General features: G+C 38.3%; 22 protein-coding genes. 15 read left to right on the top strand and 7 right to left on the bottom strand.

All coding sequences use genetic code 11. From position 1 onward, the window contains the following. Positions 1–5 precede the first annotated feature (5 nt). The 6 genes from ND2E_RS06960 to ND2E_RS06935 are packed head-to-tail and all read left to right on the top strand — an operon-like array spanning position 6 to position 5,770. Positions 6–1,025: a DUF58 domain-containing protein gene (locus ND2E_RS06960; protein ID WP_052056715.1), complete on the top strand. Its 1,020-nt coding sequence runs from the start codon at positions 6–8 to the stop codon at positions 1,023–1,025. Continuing rightward, a complete protein-coding gene (locus ND2E_RS06955) occupies positions 1,022–1,639 on the top strand; it encodes a DUF4381 domain-containing protein (protein WP_052056717.1) in 618 nt (205 codons plus the stop codon). The genes ND2E_RS06960 and ND2E_RS06955 overlap by 4 nt, the downstream gene beginning before the upstream one ends. Beyond that, a complete protein-coding gene (locus ND2E_RS06950) occupies positions 1,636–2,718 on the top strand; it encodes a vWA domain-containing protein (RefSeq protein WP_052056720.1) in 1,083 nt (360 codons plus the stop codon). The genes ND2E_RS06955 and ND2E_RS06950 overlap by 4 nt, the downstream gene beginning before the upstream one ends. Further along, positions 2,711–3,709: a VWA domain-containing protein gene (locus ND2E_RS06945; protein WP_033094652.1), complete on the top strand. Its 999-nt coding sequence runs from the start codon at positions 2,711–2,713 to the stop codon at positions 3,707–3,709. Before ND2E_RS06950 ends, ND2E_RS06945 begins: the two co-directional genes overlap by 8 nt. Next, on the top strand, positions 3,703–4,443 hold the full coding sequence (locus tag ND2E_RS06940; RefSeq protein WP_052056721.1) for a tetratricopeptide repeat protein: 741 nt from the start codon (positions 3,703–3,705) through the stop codon (positions 4,441–4,443). Before ND2E_RS06945 ends, ND2E_RS06940 begins: the two co-directional genes overlap by 7 nt. Further along, positions 4,436–5,770 (top strand): BatD family protein, encoded by a 1,335-nt coding sequence (locus ND2E_RS06935; RefSeq protein WP_033094653.1) that lies wholly within the window; start codon positions 4,436–4,438, stop codon positions 5,768–5,770. The genes ND2E_RS06940 and ND2E_RS06935 overlap by 8 nt, the downstream gene beginning before the upstream one ends. Before the next feature lie 143 nt (positions 5,771–5,913). On the opposite strand, the gene ND2E_RS06930 is transcribed toward ND2E_RS06935, so the two are convergent. The 5 genes from ND2E_RS06930 to ydiJ form a co-directional block, all read right to left on the bottom strand. Then, complete coding sequence (locus ND2E_RS06930; RefSeq protein ID WP_033094654.1) at positions 5,914–6,207, bottom strand: integration host factor subunit alpha; 294 nt, start codon at positions 6,205–6,207, stop codon at positions 5,914–5,916. 3 nt (positions 6,208–6,210) lie between these two features. Further along, on the bottom strand, positions 6,211–8,634 hold the full coding sequence (gene pheT / locus ND2E_RS06925; protein WP_033094655.1) for a phenylalanine--tRNA ligase subunit beta: 2,424 nt from the start codon (positions 8,632–8,634) through the stop codon (positions 6,211–6,213). An 11-nt stretch (positions 8,635–8,645) separates the two neighbouring features. Then, positions 8,646–9,641: a phenylalanine--tRNA ligase subunit alpha gene (pheS, locus tag ND2E_RS06920; RefSeq protein WP_033094656.1), complete on the bottom strand. Its 996-nt coding sequence runs from the start codon at positions 9,639–9,641 to the stop codon at positions 8,646–8,648. Positions 9,642–10,059: 418 nt separating this feature from the next. Beyond that, on the bottom strand, positions 10,060–10,311 hold the full coding sequence (locus tag ND2E_RS06915) for a hypothetical protein (protein WP_033094657.1): 252 nt from the start codon (positions 10,309–10,311) through the stop codon (positions 10,060–10,062). Between the two features lie 115 nt (positions 10,312–10,426). Continuing rightward, complete coding sequence (gene ydiJ, locus ND2E_RS06910; protein WP_033094658.1) at positions 10,427–13,630, bottom strand: D-2-hydroxyglutarate dehydrogenase YdiJ; 3,204 nt, start codon at positions 13,628–13,630, stop codon at positions 10,427–10,429. Between the two features lie 487 nt (positions 13,631–14,117). On the opposite strand from ydiJ, the gene ND2E_RS06905 reads away from it, so the two are divergent. The 7 genes from ND2E_RS06905 to ND2E_RS06875 all read left to right on the top strand — a co-directional run bounded on the left by ND2E_RS06905 (position 14,118) and on the right by ND2E_RS06875 (position 19,349). Then, positions 14,118–14,576: a YHS domain-containing (seleno)protein gene (locus tag ND2E_RS06905; protein ID WP_033094659.1), complete on the top strand. Its 459-nt coding sequence runs from the start codon at positions 14,118–14,120 to the stop codon at positions 14,574–14,576. A 26-nt stretch (positions 14,577–14,602) separates the two neighbouring features. Further along, positions 14,603–15,106: a hypothetical protein gene (locus ND2E_RS06900; RefSeq protein WP_190277845.1), complete on the top strand. Its 504-nt coding sequence runs from the start codon at positions 14,603–14,605 to the stop codon at positions 15,104–15,106. An 82-nt stretch (positions 15,107–15,188) separates the two neighbouring features. Next, positions 15,189–15,977, top strand: a complete 789-nt coding sequence (locus ND2E_RS06895; RefSeq protein ID WP_223303643.1) for a D-alanine--D-alanine ligase family protein — start codon at positions 15,189–15,191, stop codon at positions 15,975–15,977. After that, complete coding sequence (locus tag ND2E_RS06890; protein WP_033094662.1) at positions 15,964–16,872, top strand: cyanophycin synthetase; 909 nt, start codon at positions 15,964–15,966, stop codon at positions 16,870–16,872. Before ND2E_RS06895 ends, ND2E_RS06890 begins: the two co-directional genes overlap by 14 nt. Further along, positions 16,872–18,071 (top strand): hypothetical protein, encoded by a 1,200-nt coding sequence (locus ND2E_RS06885; protein WP_033094663.1) that lies wholly within the window; start codon positions 16,872–16,874, stop codon positions 18,069–18,071. The genes ND2E_RS06890 and ND2E_RS06885 overlap by 1 nt, the downstream gene beginning before the upstream one ends. Next, positions 18,064–18,600, top strand: a complete 537-nt coding sequence (locus ND2E_RS06880) for a DinB family protein (RefSeq protein ID WP_033094664.1) — start codon at positions 18,064–18,066, stop codon at positions 18,598–18,600. The genes ND2E_RS06885 and ND2E_RS06880 overlap by 8 nt, the downstream gene beginning before the upstream one ends. Beyond that, complete coding sequence (locus ND2E_RS06875; protein WP_052056723.1) at positions 18,588–19,349, top strand: NRDE family protein; 762 nt, start codon at positions 18,588–18,590, stop codon at positions 19,347–19,349. The genes ND2E_RS06880 and ND2E_RS06875 overlap by 13 nt, the downstream gene beginning before the upstream one ends. 303 nt (positions 19,350–19,652) lie before the next feature. Here the strand turns inward: ND2E_RS06875 and ppsA are convergent, their stop codons facing one another. Next, positions 19,653–22,040: a phosphoenolpyruvate synthase gene (gene ppsA, locus ND2E_RS06870; RefSeq protein WP_033094665.1), complete on the bottom strand. Its 2,388-nt coding sequence runs from the start codon at positions 22,038–22,040 to the stop codon at positions 19,653–19,655. A 481-nt stretch (positions 22,041–22,521) separates the two neighbouring features. On the opposite strand from ppsA, the gene ppsR reads away from it, so the two are divergent. Further along, positions 22,522–23,331 carry a posphoenolpyruvate synthetase regulatory kinase/phosphorylase PpsR gene (gene ppsR / locus ND2E_RS06865; protein WP_033094666.1) on the top strand — a complete coding sequence of 270 codons (810 nt, stop codon included), beginning with the start codon at positions 22,522–22,524 and terminating at the stop codon, positions 23,329–23,331. Positions 23,332–23,521: 190 nt separating this feature from the next. Further along, on the top strand, positions 23,522–24,574 hold the full coding sequence (locus ND2E_RS06860; RefSeq protein WP_033094667.1) for a 3-deoxy-7-phosphoheptulonate synthase: 1,053 nt from the start codon (positions 23,522–23,524) through the stop codon (positions 24,572–24,574). A gap of 87 nt (positions 24,575–24,661) precedes the next feature. Here ND2E_RS06860 and ND2E_RS06855 read toward each other — a convergent pair whose 3' ends face one another. After that, positions 24,662–25,141, bottom strand: a complete 480-nt coding sequence (locus ND2E_RS06855) for a low molecular weight protein-tyrosine-phosphatase (RefSeq protein ID WP_033094668.1) — start codon at positions 25,139–25,141, stop codon at positions 24,662–24,664. Between the last annotated feature and the right edge of the window lie 8 nt (positions 25,142–25,149).

Below are 25,149 nucleotides of genomic sequence, written 5' to 3' on the forward strand. Positions count from 1 at the left end.
TTCCTATGAGCACCAGCAGTTTTTTTAATAAAAATAGCGCTTCTGCTAGAGAGAAGAACAAAGATGATTCTCACGATAAGTCTGCAATTTATGCTGACTTAAATGAATTACGTCGGCTAAAATATTTAGCGAAAGGTTTCTCGTTTACCCCCAACCAACCAGCAAATAGTGCCTTAAGTGGTAAAAATGTTTCTAAGCTTCGCGGTCGCGGACTCAATTTTGAAGAGTTACGTCATTATCGTCCTGGAGATGACATTCGTTCTATGGACTGGAAAGTGACTCAAAGAACGGGCAAGCCGCATATTAAAGTCTTTACCGAAGAGCGCGAACGTAATGTTTTTTTAGCCATTGACCAACGTATGACAATGTTCTTTGGCAGTTCAAACAAAATGAAATCAGTTATTGCCGCAGAGCTTGCAGCACTTATTGCTTGGCAAATAAGCGATAGTGGCGATCGCATTGGTGCAGTTATTTATAATGATCAACAAACCAAAGTCATCCCCGCCAAGCGTGGCAAACAACATGTTATCAATCTACTCTCTGAGTTGTTAAAGAAAAACCACGCGTTATCACTGAAAAATAGTGCTCATTTGCAAAGTGATGACGGTGATTCCTATAATAAGATGTTAGCAAGATTAAATAAGGTCTCTAGCCATAATGGTTTAATTATTTTGCTCGGTGATGGTCATGGTTTTAACGATAAAAGTACCGATTTCATAAAACAATTACGACAACATAATGAAGTCATAGCTTGTCATATTTTTGACCCGCTAGAATTAAAATTACCCAAAATGTCACAAATGATCGTCAGTGATGGTGTGCAACAAATTCAATTTTCTTCTGCAAAGAAGAACTTTCAAAAAAACTATGAAGCTGAAATTTCCCGACAATTAGAAAGCTATGTCAAAGCAGCAAAAAAATACCGTATTCCATTAATAGAGATAGATACCATTTCACCCGTTGAACAACAGTTACGTAAAGCCCTTGGTCACAACGCTGTTCGTAAAGGCGGGACTAAAAAATGAGTTTTGAAAAACCTTGGGGGAATTACCTCCTTGATGCCATTGTTGAAACAAACGCCCCACAAAGCATTAGTTTTTGGCCTCAAACAATTGCTTGGCAGATTATCTTTGTCTTACTCACAATAGTTATTATCAAGAAAATCTATCAAACATGGCAACATTACCAAGCCAATGCCTATCGACGTGAAGCGCTTGCTTGGCTTGCACAATGTTCATTAACCAGTGAAAATGATGTAAGGCAATTGCCTGCGTTATTAAGAAAAACAGCACTACTCGCCAATGAAGTTAGTCAACTTGAGGAAAACTCACTAAATAGCGTATCCACAATCGGTAAACGTCGTCAAGAAATTACCGGATTAACGGGGCAATCTTGGACAGCTTGGTTAGATAGGCATTGCAAGCGCAGTCAATTTAGTAAAACAACACTGCTATCTTCACACGTTTCTCTGTCAAATGAAGCCTTATTAACACAGCTCGCTTACATTCCTCATCTTGATCTAAATGACAGTGAATTCAACAACGCCTTAAAGCAGCTTTGCCAACAAATCACGTTGTGGGTTCAACACCACCAACTCCATGATGAAGACTTACCACATGATCTAGGGAAGGAAACATGATTGAATTTGTCTACCCTTGGGCATTTATCTTATTGCTTGCACCTATTTTAGTAACACTTTTTGCTCCTGCATACAAAGAACGTAAATCTTCAATTAAAGTTCCCTATTTTGCTCGTTTAGTTGATGTCACCGGTGAAACGCCACAAAGTGGTGCCGTGCTACTTAACAGAAATAATATTCAACGCATTATTGTCGCTTTTTCATGGCTTTGCATTGTAACGGCAATCGCTAAACCGGAAATGATTGGTGCCCCCATCAAGCAAGAGAAGTCGGCGAGAGATTTGATGGTAGCGGTAGATTTATCTGGCTCTATGTCAGTAGAAGACTTTACTTTACCGGATAAAAACAATACCGCTAAATTAGCAGGTAAAGTAAACCGACTCGTGGCAGTTAAAGATGTTTTAAATACCTTTGTCAAAAGTCGTCAACATGACCGCTTAGGCTTAATTCTTTTTGGTGACTCGCCTTATCTGCAAGCGCCATTTACTGATGATATTCCAACTTGGCAAGCATTACTCAACGAAAGTGATATTGGCATGGCGGGACAAAGCACAGCCTTTGGCGATGCTATTGGTTTAGCAATTAGCGTTTTTGAACAATCAGAGACTCAAAACCGTGTCCTCATTGTCTTAACGGATGGCAATGACACGGCTTCTAAAGTGCCTCCAGTAGAAGCTGCTAAAGTCGCCGCAGCTCACGAAATCAAGATATACGCCATAGCGATTGGAGATCCAAGCGCCGTCGGTGAAGAAAAAGTAGACCTTGATTTGTTGCAGGAAATTGCTGACATAACCCAAGGTAAAAGTTTTCAAGCCTTAAATAGTGATGAACTTTTACAAGTCTATGCAGAGATTGATACATTAGAGCCTCAACAGTTCGACTCGCTTTCCTTTAGACCTCGAATCAGCGTACATCACTACCCTATCATCTTATTTGTCAGTATTTATCTAATTGCACTGTTTATCGTGAATATTCGCATTCGCTTGCTGCTTCACAAACAAAAGTATGCATTTGTAAATAATGAGCCAGAAGACCAGTACAGTAAAATGAATGACTACAAAGAGGTGAGCCATGATTAACGAACTCACTTTCTTTTTCGATAGTTTGCAGCACTTCCATTTTTTAAGACCTTATTGGTTGCTGGCATTTGTCGTTATTTATTACATTATTCGCGCCTTTTCTCTTAGAGACGATACCCTATCTCAATGGCGAAGTTTGATGTCAAAACAAGTACTAACGCATCTAACAGTGAGCGGGAATAATACTCATTGGTTGTCTCCTCAGAAAATGTCGTTAATTTTGGCTGTACCATTGTGTATTGTCTTAATGGGGCCAACATGGCAACAACAACCATCACCATTTAGTGAAAATAATGCTCCCTTAGTTATTGCTCTGGATGTATCAAAAACAATGGAGCAAGGTGACGTGCAGCCTTCGAGACTGTTACGTGCAAAGCAAAAAGTAATCGAGTTGCTCGAACTAAGAGGCGATAGTAAAACAGCACTAATCGCCTTTGCCGGCAGTGCTCATGTCGTTATGCCAATAACTAATGATAGAGAAATGATCCGCCACTTTCTTGATGCCCTCAGTGAGAAAATCATGCCGGTACCAGGTAAATTACCTGAAACTATATTGCCATTAGCCAATAGTTTACTCACAAATTCAACCGTGCCCGGCACCGTTTTATTAATAGGTGATGGTGCTACCAATAATACAGTAAATGCCTTTGAAGAATTTTTTGCCACACAAACGGCGCAACTCATTGTGTGGGGTATTGGCCAGAGTACAACTGTTGAACAAAGTAAAAATGGGCAGGATGTACTCAGCACTGATGTCATCCCAATGCAACTTGAGCAATTAAAAGCACTCAGCAGTGAAAGTGATGGTCGCCTTATTTTAATGACTAATGATGATAGTGATGTAAAACGCGTTGATAATTATATTAAACACAACCTTGTTATTGTTGATGATAACTCAAGGCCTTGGCACGACTCGGGATATCCGCTGGTTTTTGTAGTTGCATTTATCTTCTTGTTTTGGTTTAGAAAAGGATGGACATTGCAATGGTAACAATCATTTCTAATCGCTACTTCACTTTATTAGGCGCCATTAGACGCAATAAGCGCTTTATTATCACCACGTTTGTTTTGATAGCTGCGCTTTTCGCTTACCTCAAACCACAACAATTTACAGATCTATGGCTGACCCGTGATCAGCAAGGACAGTTGTTGTTTAAATTAGGTCATTATCAACAAGCCAGTAATACGTTTAAAAGTACACAGTGGCAAGCCTATAGTAGTTATGGTGCAGAGCAATACAAAAATGCAGCTACGCTATATAGCCAATTTTCTGATGTTGAAAACCAAATAGCCAAAGCAAATTCGCTTGCTCATGCACGGGAATATTTAACTGCTCGTAACTTATATCAACAAATATTGATGATTGATCCCCAAAACCTTGCCGCTAACACTAACATTAAAATCGTTCAAGACATTATTGATGAAGTAAACCGTTTATCCGCTAGCCAGGCACAAGAAGACGGTGAGTCAATAAAAGAGTTGGGTGATGAGCCACAAACTGGTGATGGCGCCGAACGAGAGGTAGCTCCAAAAGAGCAAGAAGTTGAACAATTAAGTGCTGAACAATTACTTCTCGATCCTAGCTTAAATGCCATGTGGTTGAGACAAGTCCAAAAAAATCCAGCACACTTTTTATCACAAAAGTTTTATATGCAACAAGAAATAAAGAATCAACAGCCACCTAAAGACAAGCGCAATGATATCCAGGGAGTAGATAATGAATAATGCATTATTTAGTCTATTTATCTGCTTTTGCCTTTTAAGTCCCACTGCCTTTTCTGAGCAAACTATCGATAACTTGATCAATCAAGATAAATTAACCATTTCGCTAACAGTCAACGAAAGTGAACAACAAATAGTAGGTCAAGCGCTGGTTGTTTCTATTGAGGTTGCAACAAACCGCTGGTTTGCCACAGGAACTCGCGTACAAAGTTTTACCTTGACTGACGTTGTGATGCAAACAAACAACATAACAACTATCAATGGCAGTAAGCGTGTCAAAGGACAATCATGGGCGACGCAAACTCATGAAATCACCTTATATCCCACGCTCGCTGGCTCTTATCTTTTACCTGAAATAAAAGTTGATGTATCAGTAAATACTGAGAATGATGGCATTATTTCTGGTGTATTAATGACACAAGAAGCGGGTTTTACCATAAACTTACCAGAAGCACTGATAGGCATTGATAACTTTATCGTTTCACCCGAAGTGAGCCTAAGTATTGATGGTCAATTTGATAGCGATAATCCCTATAGTATTGGCGAAGCAATCACACAAACCATTACTATTACGGCGAGTAATACCCCAGCCATGATGATCCCTGAAGTTAACTTAACCAATATCAGTAAAGCCAATGAAAAAATCACTGAAGGGATTAGTATTTACCATAAACCTGCGAAAGTTTTTGATAAATCTAATCGTGGAACTCTGTCAGGAAGTCGAGTTGAGTCATTTACTTATATTTTCGAAAAACCAGGTGATTATGTTTTAGCAGAGCAAATACTTTATTGGTGGAACAGTCAGACCAACACACTTGAAACATTACAAATCCCCGCCTCATCTTGGCGTGTTTCTGATAAAGGATTCATCAATCAGCATAGCTTTACTAACGGGCTTAGAGGTTTAGACTTTACCCTCACAACCTTATTAATTATTGCCTTATTTTTTGTAGCCTTAGCTTTATTGTATGTAATATTTATAAAACGTAAACAGCTAGTTACTTTATATAAAAAAATAAGCCAGCAAGAGCAAAGACAACTTCGCCAACAGTTTTTAAGTAATATTGCCCGTAAAGAATACCTACTCGCAACTCAAACTCTTTACCAATATTCAATGACATTAGATAAACCAACAGAAACTAAAAGTTATCAATTAACTAAACGCTTGCATAAACTGGCATTTCAAAATGATCAAAATAAAGACAGCTCGCTGACCTTTTCTATTGAGGATGCTCAATTGTTGATTAAACAAGTGGCTGACAATACAGCTAGCAATGTGAAAGAATCTAATTTCCCTTTTAAATCGGCTATTCATCTTAACAAAAAATAGTGACATTTGAACATTGTATTATTTTTTAAAAATCATAAAAAACCCGCACAAGCTTATCGCTTATGCGGGTTTGTTTTTTACACGTAATCATTACCTGTAGCTAGGACTAACTATTAATAAGTTTGCCTATTATACAAGAATAATTATTCGCTATTACCGTCTTCAACGCGGCTTTTCAATTTTTGACCAGGTCTAAAAGTAACAACCTTACGGGCAGAAATTGGAATATCTTCGCCGGTTTTAGGATTACGGCCAGGACGTTCGCTTTTGAGACGCAAGTCGAAATTACCAAAACCCGAAAGCTTTACTTGATCGCCACTTTCTAAGGTTTCGCGAATTTCTTCAAAAAATATTTCAACCATGTCTTTTGCGTCACGCTTGCTCAGCCCAACTTTTTCAAATAAATGTTCTGCTACTTCTGCTTTGGTAAGCGCCATTGCTTAGTCCCTCAGTGATGCATTTAATTCTGTTTTTAATGTTGCAACAACCCTGTCAATGACATCTGTGATGTCTTTTTCTTCAAGTGTTTTACTTGTATCTTGTAATACAAGGGCAATGGCTAGACTCTTAAAACCGTCATCAATGCCTTGTCCTTGGTATACATCAAATAAGTTTAGATCAATTAAATAATTTCCGCCAACCTTTTCAATAAGTTGTAATACATTTTTTGCATCAACGTCTTCTTTTACCACTATAGCCAAGTCACGGCGATTAGCTGGGAAGCGAGATATATCGGTGGCTTCAGGGATTTTTTGAACTAAAACTTCAGACAATAAAAGTTCGAAAATTAATGTGCGACCATTTAAGCCTAATTTCCTTTCTAATTCAGGGTGTAATGCTCCAACACAACCGACAAAAACGCCATTCTTAGTTATTTTGGCAGTTTGACCCGGATGTAAAGCGTCGACTTCAGCTTTTGAAAATTCGTAACCTTGTGCATCACAAGTCAAGGCTAATAAAGCTTCAACATCACCTTTAATATCGTAATAGTCGGTCGCTGCTTTTTCCATACTCCAATGCTCATCAACGCGTTGCCCACTGATAACACCCGCAATCATATTTTCTTGACGAACACCGTTTTCAGCACTCTCATCAGGAACAAAACGTAAGCCAGTTTCAAATAAACGAACACGACCTTGTTGACGATTTTGATTGTATATCATCGATTGTAACAAGCCAGTCCATAAACTTAATCGCATTACTGACATTTCAGAAGAGATAGGATGAGGTAACGTCATTACTTCTTGTTCAGGGTGTAACAATGCTTGAACTTTTGGGTCAACAAAACTGTAGGTGATCGCTTCTTGATAATCGCGATTGACTAAGGTTTGTTTTAAACTTGATAAAGAAAGATTAGCTTCTTTTTGTTCGCACATTTTCAAGGTTGCTTTTGGCGCAATATTTGGAATATTGTTATAACCAAAGATACGAGCAACTTCTTCAATTAGGTCAACTTCAATTTTAATATCAAAGCGATATGCTGGCACAATCACTTGCCATACTTTCGCTTCGCTTTCGCCTGTTGTATTAACAGTAAAACCAAGGCGCGTAAGAATTTCGCTGACTTGTTCATCTTCAATATGATGGCCAATACGACTATCTAACATTGTACGACGTAAGCTCACATCCTTCGTTTGCGGAATGTCTGCATCAGATTTAGCTTCAACAATCGGACCTGCTTGACCACCGACAATAGCAAGTAATAATTCAGTCGCTCGCTCAATTGCATCGTGTTGTAGAGTTGGATCAATACCACGTTCATAACGGTGTGAAGCATCAGTATGTAAACCATATTGGCGGGCTTTACCTAAGATAGCTAAAGGTGCAAAGAATGCACTTTCTAAAAAGATATCAGTAGTATCGGTAGTAACACCTGACTCAAGACCCCCAAAGATGCCAGCCATTGCTAATGCTTTATTCTCATCGGCAATAACTAAAGTCTCCTCTGTTAACGTCACTTCGTTTTCATCTAATAAAGTGAGTTTTTCGTCTTTATTAGCGAAACGTACGTTAATGCCACCTTCAAGCTTTGCTAAATCGAAAGCATGCATCGGGTGACCTAGTTCAAGTAAGATATAATTCGTTACATCGACAACAGGGTCTATTGAACGTGTGCCACAACGACGAAGCTTTTCTACCATCCAAAGCGGCGTAGTTGCCTTAGGATTAATACCTTTAATCACACGGCCCAAGTAACGTGGACACGCTTCGCCCGCATCTATGTTAATTGTAATAGCATCATCAATTGTTGGAACGGCTACCGTGATTGTTGGCTCAGTTACTTCTAACGAATTCAACACGCCTACTTCGCGCGCTAATCCCTTAAGGCCTAAACAATCACCGCGGTTAGCTGTTAAATCAACATCGATGGTGACATCATTTAAATCTAAATATTCACGAACACATTGACCCAAAGGAGCATCACTTGCTAATTCCATAATGCCATCTGAATCATCGGCTAAACCTATTTCAGATTCACTACACAACATGCCAAACGAAGGTACGCCACGTAATTTTGCTTTTTTAATTTTAAAATCACCTGGTAATACTGCGCCTACAGTTGCCACAGCAACTTTTAAACCTAAACGGCAGTTTTTAGCACCACAAACAATGTCAACTAACTCACCTTTTTCTACCGTAGCAGAGCTGTAATCACCTAAACTAATTTTTGTTACTTGCAACTTATCAGCATCAGGGTGTGGGCCACATTCAACCACTTCACCTATCACTACACCAGTAAATTCGCCTGCTACCGGGTCAACACCGTCAACCTCTAAGCCAGCCATTGTGATTTGATGCGCTAAGTCATCAGAAGAAAGTGCAGGATTAACCCATTCACGTAACCAAGATTCACTAAATTTCATTATGAGTTTTCCTACTTGAACTGTTTTAAGAAGCGAAGATCATTTTCAAAGAATGCACGTAAGTCATTTACGCCATAACGCAGCATAGTTAAGCGTTCAACGCCCATACCAAAAGCAAAACCGGTATACACTTCTGGGTCTATACCAACACTACGTAAAACATTAGGGTGAACCATGCCACAGCCTAATACTTCTAACCATTTACCATTTTTTCCCATTATATCGACTTCAGCAGAAGGCTCTGTAAATGGAAAATATGAAGGGCGGAAACGGATTTCTACTTCTTCCTCAAAGAAATGATGTAAGAAGTCATGCAAAATACCTTTTAGGTGAGTGAAACTCACATCCTTATCAACCATTAAGCCTTCAACTTGATGAAACATAGGTGTATGCGTTTGGTCATAATCATTACGGTATACTTTACCTGGAGAGATAATGCGTAATGGCGGTTGTTCAACTTCCATAGTACGAATTTGCACACCGGATGTTTGTGTACGTAATACTAATTTAGGGTTAAAGTAAAAAGTATCATGATCTTGACGGGCTGGATGATGCTCAGGAATATTTAAGGCATCAAAGTTATGATAATCATCTTCAACTTCAGGGCCTGCTTTAACTTCAAAACCTAAGTCACCAAAAAAACTTTCAATACGTTCTATAGTACGAGTTACTGGGTGTAAGCCACCTATTTGTGTACCACGTCCAGGCAAAGTGACATCAATTGATTCTGCCGCTAATTTTTCTTTGATTTCTTGGGCACGTAATAATTCACCACGTTCATTCAGTAATTTTTGTACTGCTTGTTTCGCAATATTAATTACTTGTCCCATTTTAGGTTTTTCTTCTTTCGGTAATTTACCTAAACCTTTCATTTGCTCGGTGAATAAACCTTTTTTCCCTAAAAAGTTAACACGCACTTGATCAAGTGCTGTTGGGTCTGATGCTTGAGCTATGGCAACTTCTGCCTGCGCTACAATGCTATCTATAGTGGTGGTGTCTAAGTTCATGATGTCCTCTAAAACGGGTAAATAAACGACGTTAAATAAGCTTTTCTTATGAAAAAAGGCCAGCTAAGTAAGCCATTTACCAATAGACTAAGTTAAATAATAAAAATGCGATTGATTTTACACGAAAACCTAGCTTTAGGTAGCAGTAATAGTGGCTTTTTTAATGATATATTACGATATATAGCCAAACCACAGGAAGATGTAGGTTTCAGCTGTAAGTAGAATCGTCTCTGACTGAGCCGCTGAATGAAGAAAATAGCTATTCTATTGCCGATATGGTCAACAGCAATAGCCTAGCATATCTACGAGTGGCTTGACATTTAATACACCGACGTTAGTTGAAGGCACACAAAAGTAAGTTATGAGTTATGAGTTATGAGTTATGAGTATATTGGCAAAGAATAAATAAAAGAGGAAATTATCCTTCACTATCCACTTTATTATCTTGCGATTCACTTTCACGTTTAACGAGCAAAAAGGTCAAATACATTTTTGTTGGTAAAGAAAAAATCAAGCCAAAGGCAATACACATAGCGCTAATGATAATACCTGTGACACCAAGCGATTCCATATAATCGCTAAATGAATGTAAGTAAATACCCAGCAGGATCAGGCAAATGCCGATAGTAATAGAGGTCTTCAATAATAAAATTAAACGTTGCTCTGACATAAATGACTCTGTAAAACCAAAAACATAATACAAATATATCAATAATGAACATTAGCACTTATTGAGCAAGATCATCATCTTGTCCAATAAGTGCAACTTTACTTTAAGGTTACGTTTAACGCAAAGAATCCAATATTGCTGCTACTGGATGTCTGGCTTTTAAATCACTAAAGCGCTTTACTTGTGAACGACAAGAGAAACCTGTTGCTAATACTTGCTCACTCGAAAGTGTTTCTAACTTCGCTTGCCAGCTCAATTCAAATAAACCTTTAGAATTATCAAAATTAGACTTTTCATGCCCGTAGGTACCTGCCATGCCGCAACAACCTACACTGACCTTTTCTAGGTTCAACCCAAAGTGCTCAAAAATTGATTGCCATTCATTTTCACTGTTCACTAAAGCTGTTTTTTCTGTGCAATGAGAGAAGAGTTTAAAACTCTTAGCTTTTGAACGTTCAGCTGCAGTTATTGATATTTTAAAAGCAGTGTCTTGCTTGATAAAGTTTAATAACCATTCATGGGCAAGTAATACTGAAAAGTTACCACGATCCTGCTGCAAGGTTTTTGCGTATTCATCGCGATAACATAACACCATGGAAGCATCCATTCCCAACATAGGGATATCAAGTTCTGCCAGCTGATTTAAAAAGTCACTGCTTGATTTCGCTGTTTTCGCAAACCGCGCTAAGAATCCTTTGACATGTTGCGCTTTACCATTTGGCTTAAAGGGCAATAAAATGGGCTCTAAACCCAGTTTTTTAATCAAATTCATCATACTTTCTACGGTAGTTGCATCGTAAAATGAAGTAAAAGGGTCTTGTACTATCAGTACATACCCTTTGCGTTGATACGTGGTTAGGTTTTGTAATTTACTTAAATCAAAACCTGAAAACCCTGCTTTTTTCACTTGTTTTTTCAAGGAAGGTACTGAAAGCAATGGAGTATTAACATAACCAATAGTTTTGTCGGACAACTTATCATATAGCTTAGTATTTAGTACCGCATTGACAATTTTAGGTGCCTTAGCCATTAAGGGAGCAAGTATTTCCACGTTGGCGACAAGGTGATCTTTTAACGGTCTGGCGTATCGTGAATAGTAGATATTGATAAAACGTGATCTAAAGTCCGGCACATCGACTTTAATAGGACATTGGCTTGCACACGCTTTACACGCTAAACAGCCTTGCATTGCTTCCATCACTTCATGTGAAAAGTCACCGTTTCCATTTTCATCTTGTTGCGGTTTGCTAATAAAGTTAATACGAAGCTTATCTGCAGCATTGCTTACGATTTCTTTAACCGACCAAAGACTTTTTGAAGCATTAATATTGTCTTCTAGTTTTAGTATATCCACGCCCTGCTTTTCTAATAAACGTAACCATTCACGCATTAAACCAGCACGTCCTTTAGGTGAGTGTCGTCTGTCTCGAGTAATTTTACTGGACGGGCACATAGGGCTATCGGCATCATAATTAAAACATAAGCCGTTACCATTACAATCCATCGCAGCGGTAAAAGATTCTTTAACAGTCACAGGGATTTGTCTATCAAACGAACCACGTTTGGTGCCATCTACACTCACTAACTGTTCGCTAGAATCAATTGGCGTACAAATTTTACCTGGGTTCATTTTATTATGGGGATCAAACACTGCTTTTATTGTTCTTAGCTCGTTAAACAAGTGTTCACCAAAAAATTCAGGGCCATACTCACTGCGATAGCCCTTGCCATGCTCGCCCCACATAAGGCCACCGTATTTTGCCGTTAACTTAACAACTTCATCAGAGAGTGTACGTAATAACTTTTCTTGCTCTGGATCACACATATCAAGTGCAGGTCGAACATGTAAAACTCCTGCATCAACATGGCCAAACATGCCATAATTTAATTCATAACCATCAAGCAGTGCGCGAAACTCACCAATGAAATCAGCAAGGTTTTCTGGTGGAACAGCTGTATCTTCAGCAAAAGCTAACGGTTTTTGGCTGCCTTCAGTTTTGCCCAACAGACCAACGGCTTTTTTACGCATCGCATAAATTTTGTTTATACTTGCAAGGTCTGAAGTTACTTGATATCCAATCACTCCGCGACTTTCTGTTAATTTATCCGACGCATCAACATTATCTTTATTTATCAAATCATCAAGCACTGAAGTAAGCTCATTCACTTGATCTGCTAGGCCTTCAATACTATCGCCGTTATATTCAACAACATTAATGCCATCCATGATTTTACCTGGCACATCGGTGATTAAATCACTAACGCTATGCCAAACAATATCTTGCTTTGCGAGATTTAAAACTCGCGAGTCAATGGTTTCTACAGAAGTCGCTTTGGCATCAACCAATGCAGGAGAATGACGAAGTGCAGAATCAAAACTATCGTATTTAATATTTATCAGCGTTTTAGCTACACGAATAGGGTTAATATTTAGTTTTGCTTCACAGACAAATGCTAATGAACCTTCAGATCCAGTGATCAAGCGAGATAAATCAACCCCTGTAATATCACCACTTTCGTCTGCAGTTAATACGTTCTCTAAATCATACCCTGTTAAAAAGCGATTCAATCGTGGGAATTTTTTTAAGACTAATTCACGATTTTCAAGACATGAGTCAAGCACTTGCGCCATAATTCTTGCATGGGAAGTTGATTGGGAGTTCGTTTGAGTTTGTGTTTGACTATCGCCTTCAATATTATTTTGCTGCGCTAGTTCTTGTGCTTGTGCTAGTGACATTGGCGACGTTTTTAGTACTTCGCCATTAGCCAATACTGATTCTAGGGCTAAAACATGGTTTGAGGTTTTTCCATAAACTAACGAGCCTTGTCCAGAAGCATCCGTGTTGATCATACCGCCAATAGTCGCTCGATTCGAAGTTGACAGATCAGGGGCAAAGAAAAAACCATGGGGGCGTAAAAAATCATTCAGTTGGTCTTTAACCACACCAGCTTGAACACGCACCCATTTTTGCTCAACATTTATCTTTAATACTTTGTTCATATATTTAGATAAATCAACCACAACACCCGGTGTCAAGCTCTGTCCGTTAGTGCCAGTGCCACCGCCACGTGCACTAAATTTAATACTGAGATATTGTGCTTCACTGGCTGTTTTAGCCAATAACACAATATCTGCTTTAGTGCGTGGTTGAATAACTAATTGCGGCAACTGTTGGTATATGCTGTTATCAGTTGCGACTGAAAGCCTCGCGCTGTAGCTGGCATTAATATCACCAGTAAAGCTGTTATCTTTTAATGAACGAATAAAATTATCATATAAAGGAGGAAGATGATTTTGATGACTAATATGGGGAAGCATAACGACTTAATTTTATTTTAAACAGGACAGTGCATCGAGTATATCATGTTGAAAATGAATTTTTACTCCATTTACAGGCCGATATTCAATAATATCACTCAATAATGAATATTTATTATGAAGACTAAATAAACTTCCTTTTAATTGAGCATTACTACTGGCTCATAAATCAAGCGACTACACATTACCCACAAGGATTAACAATAGGCACTTCTCCATTTGAGCCTTATCACAAGCCTCAATATCGCTACTTATCTAATACTAGGCCGATGCAAACAAGTTAAATGATTGATTATTTATCAATCACTAAGCTATGGCCATTACCTAACTTGCTCACTTTTTTTATCCTTTGCCTTAGATAATTTTAACGGGACTGTTACTCAATCAATTGAATTAAATACACAAAAAATTATAAATATTGAAAGAAAAAAGCGCTAACAACTATCTATATGCCAATCGTTACTATTAAAATTTTAGAGAATTTACCATGAAGATGATCATTAAAAGTTTTACAGCATTTACCTTTATTAGTTTCTTGACGCTATTTACGGCAAGTGCCCATGCTGAGTCAGAAATATATACTGGCTACTTCAGTGATCTTGCAGTATCAGGTTACGACACAGTCGCTTATTTTGAACAAGGTAAACCTGTGAAAGGAGATAGTGACTATAGCTTTGAGTACAAAAAAGCAACTTGGCAATTTAGCTCGCAAGCAAATTTAGCACTTTTTAAAGCAAATCCCGAAAAATATTCGCCCCAATATGGAGGGTACTGTGCTTGGGCTGCCGCAGATGGCCGTACAGCCAGCGGTGATCCTCTACAGTGGACAATTATCAATAATAAACTTTACTTAAACTATAACGCAGCCGTAAAAGAAGACTGGTTAAAAGACGCTAACAGATTCATTACTGAAGCTGATAATAACTGGCCTGAACTTTTAAAGTAACTATCTAAAAGAGAAAGAGAATAATTATGAAAGACCGTATTATCGCCATTTTTAGTTGGGTCGTTGTAGCATGGACGTGTAAAGTATTTTTATCTTCACTCCCTTATAAATTTTCTGGTCACCCGGATACTCAACATATATTCGGTACGATAGGTGTATGGATGCAGGAAACGATAAATCCTAGCCTGGGCCTGTGGTTTGCAGAACATGGTGCTGTTGCTGTAGGCATATTTGAACTCTTCGCATCATTACTTCTCTTATCACCCCTTGTTTTTTGGGCAATAAAAAAAATGAACTTAGTCAATAAGGTACCAACACGTGAATTGATTCATACGTTGGGTGGTTTATTGTCGGCGAGTGTCATGGCTGGAGCAATGTTTTTTCACTTAGTAACACCACTGGGTATTGAAGTGTTGCACAACGGTGAAAGTGACGGTGGCTCACTGTTTTATGCAGCAGTATCTATTTTTATTTTAGGGCTTATTTCCGCGAGTATTAATGGCGCTATTGTACGTCGTCAATACAATTAACCAATAACTAAGGCTGTGTCAGCAGATGATTATTCGAATATTACTTGTTTTAAGCTATGTCGTATCATGCATTCGATTATGCGTGAAACCCTGGTATTACTTTCGATTAAATGCCCCTTACTTCAATGAGAGTAAGGGACTGTTTTCTAAATTAGACATCGATCGTCTTATTCCGAGGCAATGGCGTTTAGAGCAATGGGTAGACGATGGCACACGCGAACCATCAGAGTATCCGGTGTTTGTAAAACCTGAGTGGGGACAAAATTCACGGGGGATATCACGGGCTGACAATCTAATGCAACTTCAGCAATTTCGTCGACAACGCAAGTTAAGTAAGATGCGTTATTTAGTGCAAGAAGCTGCTAAGGGAGCAATCGAATTCGAAATATTTACAATTGCCAATCATCAAGATTTAAGTAAACACGCCGTGTTATCGGTAACACAGGTCAATAATACAAGTTCAGATAAATTCCCAATCAATGGAATTTATAACAAAAAAACGCAATATCAAGATATTACACCGACATTATCTATCGAACAACGTGAAAAAATTTCTCAATACGCGAGTGAAATCGGCCAATTTAAAATTTCTCGTTTAGGTGTTAGAGCCGATTCTATAGCGGCATTAGTAGCTGGGCAGTTTGAGGTAATAGAAATCAATTTATTCGTGCCTATGCCGTTAGTCTTATTATGTCAGCAGCGCAGCAGTATTGATAACGTACGTTTCATTTTTAATGCCATGTACTCACTAGCTAATGTCACTAAACAGATCCCTAAAAATCAACCGTATAAGGCAATTTTTTTCAGAAAACTAGGGGTAATGCGTCAACATACTATAAAAGAAAATGAGGTTGGCAATGAAAGCCATTAAGAAAATTATTTATGCATGGATCAGTCAAAAATTCATGGGTGGATGCAGCAGTTACAATTCATTAGAAACTCGCAAGTGCTGTCGCTCTAAAGAACAGGCACGCAATGTCTTTTCAAAAGGCGGTATTCCTCATGCCCACGGTAAAATATTTTTAAACCCTTGGGTCGCTCATCAATTTGCTAAAAAGCATGGCTTTCCATTGGTGATTAAACCTAATGTCAGTGGATTTTCCCGCGGTAGTCATTTTCCTATTACTAACTATAGACAATTATACAAGGCCATTTTTTTGGCTAAATTGTGGTGGCCCACAACAGTGGTTGAACAATATTTACAGGGTAAAAACTATCGTGTAGTGGTCATAAAAGGACAAATAATGTCTGTTATTGAACGCTTTGCCCCTTTTGTTATGGGCGACGGGAAAATGACTATTGGTCAACTCATTGATCAAGAAAATGAAGTGCGTAAATCGATGGCGTTATTTCCCTGCATTTCACCACTTAAGAAAAACGCAATCACAGTTAAATTTCTAAAAAAACAGAACTTAACGTTAGATGACATTCCTGCTGAGGGTAATATTGTCACTTTGTTTTATCGAATTTCATTAGCACCAGGCGGTGTTGTGAAAACGATAGATAAAACAACGATTCCTATAGAAAACATGACATTATTTTTAAAAGTACTGGACTTGTTTGACGCCAACATACTCGGTATTGATGTTATTTTTGAACAAGACATTACCAAAGACTATACCGAACAGAAATGTATATTTTTAGAAGTGAATTCACGCCCATATTTAAAAATGCATGATTACCCTCGTTTTGGTAAAAAAGAAGATTTATCACCTTATTTCAAACAACTGGAACAGCTTGAGATTAGTCAAGCAGATATTTTTTAATGACGGAGGTTGCTCGCTTATTTTATCGCTTTGCCGGCGTTCATTCATTATTGATAGGTTTATTACCCTTTTTCATTCCTGTTTTGTTATGGCAGCAAGGGTATCAACTAATCGAAATTAGCGCATTTATTGCCTTAACAGCTGCTGGGTTCATGATAGGGCTAATAGGCTGGAAAGCTCTTTATAACCGAAGGCACTGGCGTGCTATTTTGCTGGGTTCTTTTGTCGCTGAATTAGCCTTGGTTACGAGTTTAATCCTAATAACCTACTTAATAGAATTGAGCGTGACAGTATTTGTATTAGCAGCGTTACTTAATGGAATTTACAATTGCTTTTATTGGATCACCCAACGTACTTTATTCAGTGCTATGACCCAAGTTCCAGCAGACAAACAAGCAAACATTATAACAGGAAAACAATTCGGTAACTTTCAAATTGTTATCGTTATATTTTTAAAAATTGGCATATTAATGGGAGGGTATTTTCTCGCACAGCAACAAACGCTGTGGTTATTGGTCATTAGTACTTTGCTCTCGGTGTTTGCATATTTTGCCTTATGCCGACAAGTTATCAATAACGAAAGTCAACAAATACCAATAGACAAGACAACCCCGATTGATTATCGACAAAAAGTAGTCTTTAGCCTCGATGGTATATTTCTGTTTTGTGAGAGTTATTTTTGGGTATTAACATTATTTTTTATCACTGATAACAATGTTATGGATCTCGGTTTATTAGTGGTTGGGTTAACCATCACTTTAAGCATTATATTTTGGGGAATTAAAAACACTATAGATAAATTAAACCAACGCTACGTGTTCTACTCAGCCACCATATTGTATGCCGCATCTTGGTTCATGCGAGGCAGCGTCAACAACCATACTGAACACTATTTATTATTGGTTAGTATTATCATCATCGCCTTTTTAACCACTTTTTTTAGGCTAAGTTTTAATAAACAGTTTTTTGATGACGCTAATGCCCAGCAGCCGTTAGCTTTTATCATAATGAAGAGTAATTTATCTCAAAAAGGGCTGCTATTGTTCTTTACGATGTTGTCATTCGGTTTAATGGTGATGGGGGAAACAGATAATTCACTCGCTTTACTTTATTGGTGTTTAGCGCCAGTAGCAGTGTTGTATGGGATATACCCTTTACGACATCAAACACATTTGCAGTCGGAATTGAATAATGAATAAAATTATTAGCGGTAGTATCGAATCATTAGAACAAATGATAGATTTTATCACAGGGCTTAGCGATGAAGCCTATAAGAAAGCACCTAAGCCATTATTTAATAGCTCAATTGGCCAACATTTACGGCATATTCTCGACGTTTATATGGCATTAATGAACAGTGATAATATTACAGAGATAAATTATGATATCCGCCGCAGAGGACTAGATCTTGAGACAGTGCGCAGTGAAGGCCTCCGTGAATTAAATCTAATATATCAATGGCTTAGCACACTTAACCCAGACGTTCTTACTTTGTCCATATCAATTCGAAGTGAAGTGTCTGTGTGTAGCGAACAATCAGCACAAATGGCATCGTCGATGGGACGTGAATTATGCTTTGCTTCAAGTCATTTAACCCATCACTTAGCATTGATGGCCGCGATTGCGAAATTTTTGGGTCATGAGGTTAATGATGAATTTGGTGTCGCACCAACCACAGCGACGTTTTTACGTAGTCAACAGCAAAAGACTGATACATGTGCACCGTAAGTTGGCTGGTTGAAAACAATGATTACCATGTATTTTTTAATCGTGATGAACAGCGATCTCGCAGCTTGGCACTACCACCCCAACAATTCACCATAAATAGAACTGAATCCTTGATGCCGATTGATCCCGACGGCAATGGCACTTGGATAAGCACTAATGAGTTTGGTTTAACTTTATGTTTATTAAATTACTATCAGGGTATTACCCCTCAAGGAGCTTTCGTTAGTCGTGGGCTCTTAGTCAAAGCATTATCTGCAAAAAAAACAATACAAGAAGCACATCAAGCACTGCAACAATCAAGGTTAAGAGATTATGCATCATTTAGTTTATTGGCTTTTGGTTACGATATTCACGGTCTGTTTGTGCAAAAAACATGGCAATGGAGTGGCAAGCAGTTAACTCAATTACAGCTGTGCAGTCCATTTACTTCATCGTCAGTAAAATTTGAACAAGTGAGTAGTTCTCGTTTTGCCCTAGCAAACCAAATGCCAATGAAAAGTGTGGCTGACGTAAAACTTTACCATCAAAGTCATCAACCTGACAAAAGCCACTTATCAGCTTGTATGCATCGCACTGATGCAAAAAGTGTTAGTATGAGTCATATTCATGTCAGCCCACAGCAAAGTTATTTTCATTACAAAAATGCATCCCCTTGTTCTCGCCAGCCATTTGTAACGACAGAACTAACACGTTCATTACAAACCAGCCACTTAACATATCGCTCATTATCTAACCTGAACTCGGTTTAAGGTATTTTTAATCCTCTAAAATTGATTTAATGCACTTCTAGTTAGAATAGTTGTGCTTAATTCAAGACAACTAGACTTGTCAATAGTCAGCCTATTGCAAGTGCATTTAACGAAGAAGTCAGTAAAACTTGCCGCTAGAGAATAAATTATCAAGTCGAACTCAGGTTATCTATGGCGTTATTTATCGACATAAAAAAACACGTTATCTCCAAAGAGGCTAACGTGTTTTTAATATCACTTGAAAAGTAATATGGGAATTGCTTTTCTGGCTTGGCCTTTAGCTAAATTCTAGCTAACAGTTAATTAGCTGTTATTCGCTAATTGCTCAGCAAGGTATAACCATGTTGGTAATACAGTATCAGGGTTTAGCGAGACACTATCAATGCCCTGCTCTACTAACCAAGCAGCAAAGTCTTCATGATCTGAAGGCCCTTGACCACAAATACCAACATATTTACCACGTGCTTTACAGGCTTTTATCGCCATTGCTAACAGCATTTTTATCGCTGGATTACGCTCGTCAAATAAGTGAGCAATTAATCCTGAGTCTCTATCTAAGCCAAGTGTTAATTGAGTTAAATCATTTGAGCCGATAGAAAAACCATCAAAGTAATCAAGGAATTGATCAGCTAATAAAGCGTTTGATGGTAATTCACACATCATAATAATGCGTAAACCATTCTCACCACGTTTTAAGCCATGCTCAGCTAAGATATCAATAACCGCTGCGGCTTCTTCAAGAGTACGTACAAACGGGATCATGACTTCAACATTAGTTAAATCCATATCGTTACGTACACGTTTTATCGCTTCACATTCTAGAGCAAAACAATCTCTAAAATCTTTAGAGATATAACGTGCAGCACCACGATAACCGATCATAGGGTTTTCTTCATGTGGTTCATATGCTTCGCCACCAACCAGATTAGCATATTCGTTTGATTTAAAATCAGACATACGCACAATCACTTTTTCCGGTGAGTATGCAGCCGCTAAGGTTGAGATACCTTCAGTTAGCTTAGCAATATAAAACTCAACGGGGCTTTCATATCCCGCAATAATATCGTTAATCTCATCTTGTAAATCAACCGGTTGCGTATCAAAATTAATCAGAGCTTTAGGGTGAATACCAATCATTTTATTGATGATAAATTCTAAGCGCGCTAAACCAATACCTGCATGCGGTAATCGGGCAAAAGCAAAAGCTCTGTCTGGGTTACCAACATTCATCATTATTTTTAGTGGTAACTCAGGCATATCATTAATTTCAGATGTTTTCACATCAAAATCTAACTTACCACGGTAAATAAAACCGGTATCGCCTTCAGCACAAGAAACAGTGATGTTATCGCCAGCGTTGATCAGCTCAGTTGCATTACCACAACCTACCACCGCAGGAATACCCATTTCACGGGCAATAATAGCCGCATGACAAGTTCTTCCACCGCGGTTAGTTACAATCGCCGAAGCGCGTTTCATGATAGGTTCCCAATCTGGGTCTGTCATATCTGTAACTAGAACATCACCTGGTAGGATCTTATCCATTTCATCCAACGATGATAAAACCTTAGCTTCACCGCTACCAATTTTATGACCTATTGAACGACCTTCACAAACTATTTCGGCTTTGCCATCGGCTTTTAATTGGAACTGCTCCATTACATTGGAGTTTTCTCGGCTCTTAACCGTTTCAGGACGGGCTTGAACGATATATAACTTGCCATCTAAACCATCTTTTGCCCATTCAATATCCATCGGATGACCATAATGTTTTTCAATGATGACCGCTTGTTTAGCTAATTCTTCAACTTCAGCATCGCTTAATGAAAAACGATTAGAATCCGCCTCATCAATATCAACAATTTCGACTTGCTTAGAATGCTCTTGGCTATCTGAGTACACCATTTTAATAGCTTTACTACCAATATTACGACGTACGACGGCAGGTTTTCCTTTGGCCAGTGTTGGTTTATGAACATAAAACTCATCAGGGTTTACCGCCCCCTGCACCACCATTTCACCTAAACCAAAACTTGAGGTAATGAAAACAACTTGATCAAAACCTGACTCAGTATCAATAGAGAACATAACACCTGAAGCAGAAATATCACTTCGTACCATTCGCTGAATACCCGCAGATAAAGCAACACCACGATGGTCATAACCTTGATGAACACGGTATGAAATAGCGCGGTCATTAAACAATGAAGCAAAAACATGCTTAATTGCCACCATGACTGAAGCAAAACCACGAACATTTAAAAAGGTTTCTTGTTGACCAGCAAAAGAGGCATCAGGCATATCTTCTGCTGTAGCAGAAGAACGTACCGCAAAAGAAGCGTCCTCAGAGAAATCACCGGCAAGTTTTGCGTATGCCGCTTCAATATCAATCTGCATTTGAGGAAGAAATGGCGTATCAATAATCCATTGACGAATAGTGGCACCACATTTGGCTAGCTCATTGACATCATCAACGTCTAAACCATCAAGTAATTGGTAAATTTTTTCATTAATACCGCTTTGTTCTAAAAATTCATTAAATGCAAATGACGTGGTCGCGAACCCTGTAGGGACTTGCACACCAACATTAGCTAAGTTAGAAATCATTTCACCAAGCGATGCATTTTTACCGCCGACACGGTCTACATCGTTCATGCCTAAGCTTTGATACCAAAGAACATTTTCTTGCACGTCACTTCTCCAATTGAAAAATAAATTTGTTTATTTATTTGTAGCTAAGCACATTCTACACTGCCCGTTGTACAAACTAAAAGACTAAATAAAATATAACTTAAAAGTTTTCATTATACTCTTCAGCAAACAAGACGCAGGCTACTGGTTACTTGAAATACTGCACAGCCAAAATATTTTCAAGACATAAAGACTGCTTTGCCTAGTAAAACCACCTTTGTATTACCCTTACAAATCAAAGAAATATAGAAGTAATCTTAAGCAAAAACTTATTCGATAGGTTTGAAGCAGCATTAGAGGGGATTAAACAGTGATATCCCGTTCATAATTCCTTATCAAAACAAGGAAAGACTGGTTCAAAAGTTTATCTTGGCTAAAGCCATTGTAATTTCGGCTGAAATCGGGCATTTTTAGCGGTAGCGAATATATAAATTTCGAACAACACCAATACTTATAAATAACGATTCAAGAAGAATTAATTATGCGATCAGCTTTTTACATTTCAGATGGTACAGCCATAACTTCAGAAGTTTTTGGCCATGCATTACTATCACTTTTCCCGACTGAATTTGAACACCATACCATTTCATTTATTGAAAGCACTGAGAAAGCACTCGCTGCCAAGGAAAGGATTAACAAAGCAACTAGCCGCAGTGGTGAGCCCGCGTTAGTTTTTCATACCTTTGTAAATAATGAAAGTCGTGAAATTATTGAGAGCTGTGATGCCGTCCTCTATAATTTTTTAGAACCCTTTGTTGCCCCGCTCGAAGAAGAGTTAGCGATAAAGTCTAAACCGACTACCCATAGAACACACAGCATTCACGAAAAGAGCTATGATTACCGGATTGAAGCAGTAAACTATGCCCTGACAAATGACGATGGTTCAAACGTCACCAATTATGAAGAAGCGGATGTTATCTTAGTTGGGGTTTCACGTTCAGGTAAAACACCAAGTTCACTTTATCTAGCGTTACAATATGGCATTAAAGCAGCAAATTATCCGTTTACTGATGATGATATGGAAGAGCTTAAAATCCCAAGCTTCTTAAAACCATTCCATAAAAAGCTATTCGGTTTAACCATAGATGCACAGCGTCTCATTGATATTCGAGATGGCCGTATGGCAAACAGTAAATATTCTTCTGCAAGGCAATGTCGCATGGAAGTAAGGGAGGTAGAAAAACTCTATAAAAATGAAAAGATACCTTTTATCAATACCACCAAACTTTCAGTTGAAGAGATTACCGCTAAAATACTGGCTGAAACAGGCTTGCAGCGTTACAAATATTAAATTAAATAGCGAATAACAAGCTTATATCAATTTATCGGTGGGTTATTCCGTATTTATTGCCTTTTATTAGCAATAACAGTTCACATTAGCCACTAATTTAGCTATGTTATCGCGCATAATTTACTTTATGCGCTCCTTGCTGCTGGCACATAAATAAGCCGAACTAACACCAAAGAAATATTAGAATTTCATGACGATTAAAACTGATGAATTACGCACCACGCTAATTGAAAATTTAGCCTCACCTGCACAGCTTGCTGAGCAAATTCCTTTAAGTACGGCAACTGCAGATTTTATCATGCAAAGTCGTAAAGAAATTGAAGCCGTGATTAATGGCGACGACAAGCGCTTATTAGTCATTATTGGCCCTTGTTCAATTCATGATACAACCGCTGCTATTGATTACGCTAAGAAACTAACGGTATTACGTGACAAGTATAAAAATGAATTACTCATTGTAATGCGCGTATATTTTGAAAAGCCACGTACCACCGTTGGCTGGAAAGGCTTAATTAGTGATCCTGATTTAGACAAGTCATTTCATGTGGCGAAAGGTTTGAAGCTCGCGCGTAATTTATTAGTCGACATTAATGAATTAGGTTTACCTGCTGGTACTGAATTTTTAGATATGGTCACTGGTCAGTATATCTCTGACTTAATCAGTTGGGGTGCCATTGGTGCTCGTACGACCGAAAGTCAAGTTCATCGTGAGTTAGCCTCTGCCTTGTCTTGCCCTGTTGGCTTTAAAAATGGTACTGACGGTAATGTTAAAATTGCCCTTGATGCCATACAAGCCTCAAGCGTGCCACACGTACTGTATTCACCTGATAAAAGTGGCCAAATGTGTATTTACCAAACTCATGGTAATCCATTTGCTCATGTCATCTTACGAGGTGGTAAAGTACCTAATTACCATACTGCCGATATTAAAGCTACGCGTGAGCAACTTGAAAAAGCATCATTGCCGCAAAGCATAATGGTTGATTGTAGCCATGGTAATAGCTATAAAGATCACCACAAACAAATTGATGTCGCTCGTTCGATAGCTGATCAGATCAGCCAAGGCGAAGACAGCCTATTTGGTGTAATGATTGAAAGTTTTATTGAAGAAGGTAATCAATCCGTTAAAGCAGGTACTCCGCTAACTTACGGTAAGAGTATCACCGATGCGTGCATTGACTTAACAGTTAGTGAAGAGATTTTAGCCTTATTAGCCGCTTCGATTAAAACACGTTTCTCTTAAACAACTTAGCATCACTCAAATAAAAAAACCTTAGCTCTTGGCTAAGGTTTTTTTACATTACTCTTGTGCAAAGAGTTATATCACACTTTACATTTTAGCTAATAAGCCGTCACTTGCGGCCTCGACTAAATCGAGTACATAATCAAATCCACGTGCACCACCATAATAGGGGTCAGGCACCTGATCTTCTTCATGCTCGGTGGCGAAGTCTAGCATTAACTTTATTTTATCTTGCATTGCTGGAGGTGCTACTTTTTTTAGCGCTTCAATATTGTCATAATCCATCGCTAAAATAAGATCAAAGTCGGTAAAATCTTGTACGGTAACTTTACGTGCTTTCATACCATCAAAAGAATAACCACGAGCAACACCCGCTTTTTGAGCGCGATGGTCAGGTTTTTGCTTGGCATGTGCACCGACAGTTCCAGCTGAGTCTATCTTTAATGCTAAACCTTTTGCCTGCATTTTATATCTAAAAACAGCTTCTGCACTAGGTGAGCGACAGATATTGCCCATACATACAAATAACACTGAATGAATTCCCACTACGTTTATATTATTAGACATTGTTTCAT

Origin of the sequence: Colwellia psychrerythraea (assembly GCF_000764225.1) — a bacterium.
Lineage (GTDB): Bacteria > Pseudomonadota > Gammaproteobacteria > Enterobacterales > Alteromonadaceae > Colwellia > Colwellia psychrerythraea_D.

Bases quoted from the DNA above. Each gene is read 5' to 3' on its own strand.
- ND2E_RS06960 (WP_052056715.1), top strand. From the start codon at position 6: ATGAGCACCAGCAGTTTTTTTAATAAAAATAGCGCTTCTGCTAGAGAG.
- ND2E_RS06955 (WP_052056717.1), top strand. From the start codon at position 1,022: ATGAGTTTTGAAAAACCTTGGGGGAATTACCTCCTTGATGCCATTGTT.
- ND2E_RS06950 (WP_052056720.1), top strand. From the start codon at position 1,636: ATGATTGAATTTGTCTACCCTTGGGCATTTATCTTATTGCTTGCACCT.
- ND2E_RS06945 (WP_033094652.1), top strand. From the start codon at position 2,711: ATGATTAACGAACTCACTTTCTTTTTCGATAGTTTGCAGCACTTCCAT.
- ND2E_RS06940 (WP_052056721.1), top strand. From the start codon at position 3,703: ATGGTAACAATCATTTCTAATCGCTACTTCACTTTATTAGGCGCCATT.
- ND2E_RS06935 (WP_033094653.1), top strand. From the start codon at position 4,436: ATGAATAATGCATTATTTAGTCTATTTATCTGCTTTTGCCTTTTAAGT.
- ND2E_RS06930 (WP_033094654.1), bottom strand. From the start codon at position 6,207: ATGGCGCTTACCAAAGCAGAAGTAGCAGAACATTTATTTGAAAAAGTT.
- pheT (WP_033094655.1), bottom strand. From the start codon at position 8,634: ATGAAATTTAGTGAATCTTGGTTACGTGAATGGGTTAATCCTGCACTT.
- pheS (WP_033094656.1), bottom strand. From the start codon at position 9,641: ATGAACTTAGACACCACCACTATAGATAGCATTGTAGCGCAGGCAGAA.
- ND2E_RS06915 (WP_033094657.1), bottom strand. From the start codon at position 10,311: ATGTCAGAGCAACGTTTAATTTTATTATTGAAGACCTCTATTACTATC.
- ydiJ (WP_033094658.1), bottom strand. From the start codon at position 13,630: ATGCTTCCCCATATTAGTCATCAAAATCATCTTCCTCCTTTATATGAT.
- ND2E_RS06905 (WP_033094659.1), top strand. From the start codon at position 14,118: ATGAAGATGATCATTAAAAGTTTTACAGCATTTACCTTTATTAGTTTC.
- ND2E_RS06900 (WP_190277845.1), top strand. From the start codon at position 14,603: ATGAAAGACCGTATTATCGCCATTTTTAGTTGGGTCGTTGTAGCATGG.
- ND2E_RS06890 (WP_033094662.1), top strand. From the start codon at position 15,964: ATGAAAGCCATTAAGAAAATTATTTATGCATGGATCAGTCAAAAATTC.
- ND2E_RS06885 (WP_033094663.1), top strand. From the start codon at position 16,872: ATGACGGAGGTTGCTCGCTTATTTTATCGCTTTGCCGGCGTTCATTCA.
- ND2E_RS06880 (WP_033094664.1), top strand. From the start codon at position 18,064: ATGAATAAAATTATTAGCGGTAGTATCGAATCATTAGAACAAATGATA.
- ND2E_RS06875 (WP_052056723.1), top strand. From the start codon at position 18,588: ATGTGCACCGTAAGTTGGCTGGTTGAAAACAATGATTACCATGTATTT.
- ppsR (WP_033094666.1), top strand. From the start codon at position 22,522: ATGCGATCAGCTTTTTACATTTCAGATGGTACAGCCATAACTTCAGAA.
- ND2E_RS06860 (WP_033094667.1), top strand. From the start codon at position 23,522: ATGACGATTAAAACTGATGAATTACGCACCACGCTAATTGAAAATTTA.
- ND2E_RS06855 (WP_033094668.1), bottom strand. From the start codon at position 25,141: ATGTCTAATAATATAAACGTAGTGGGAATTCATTCAGTGTTATTTGTA.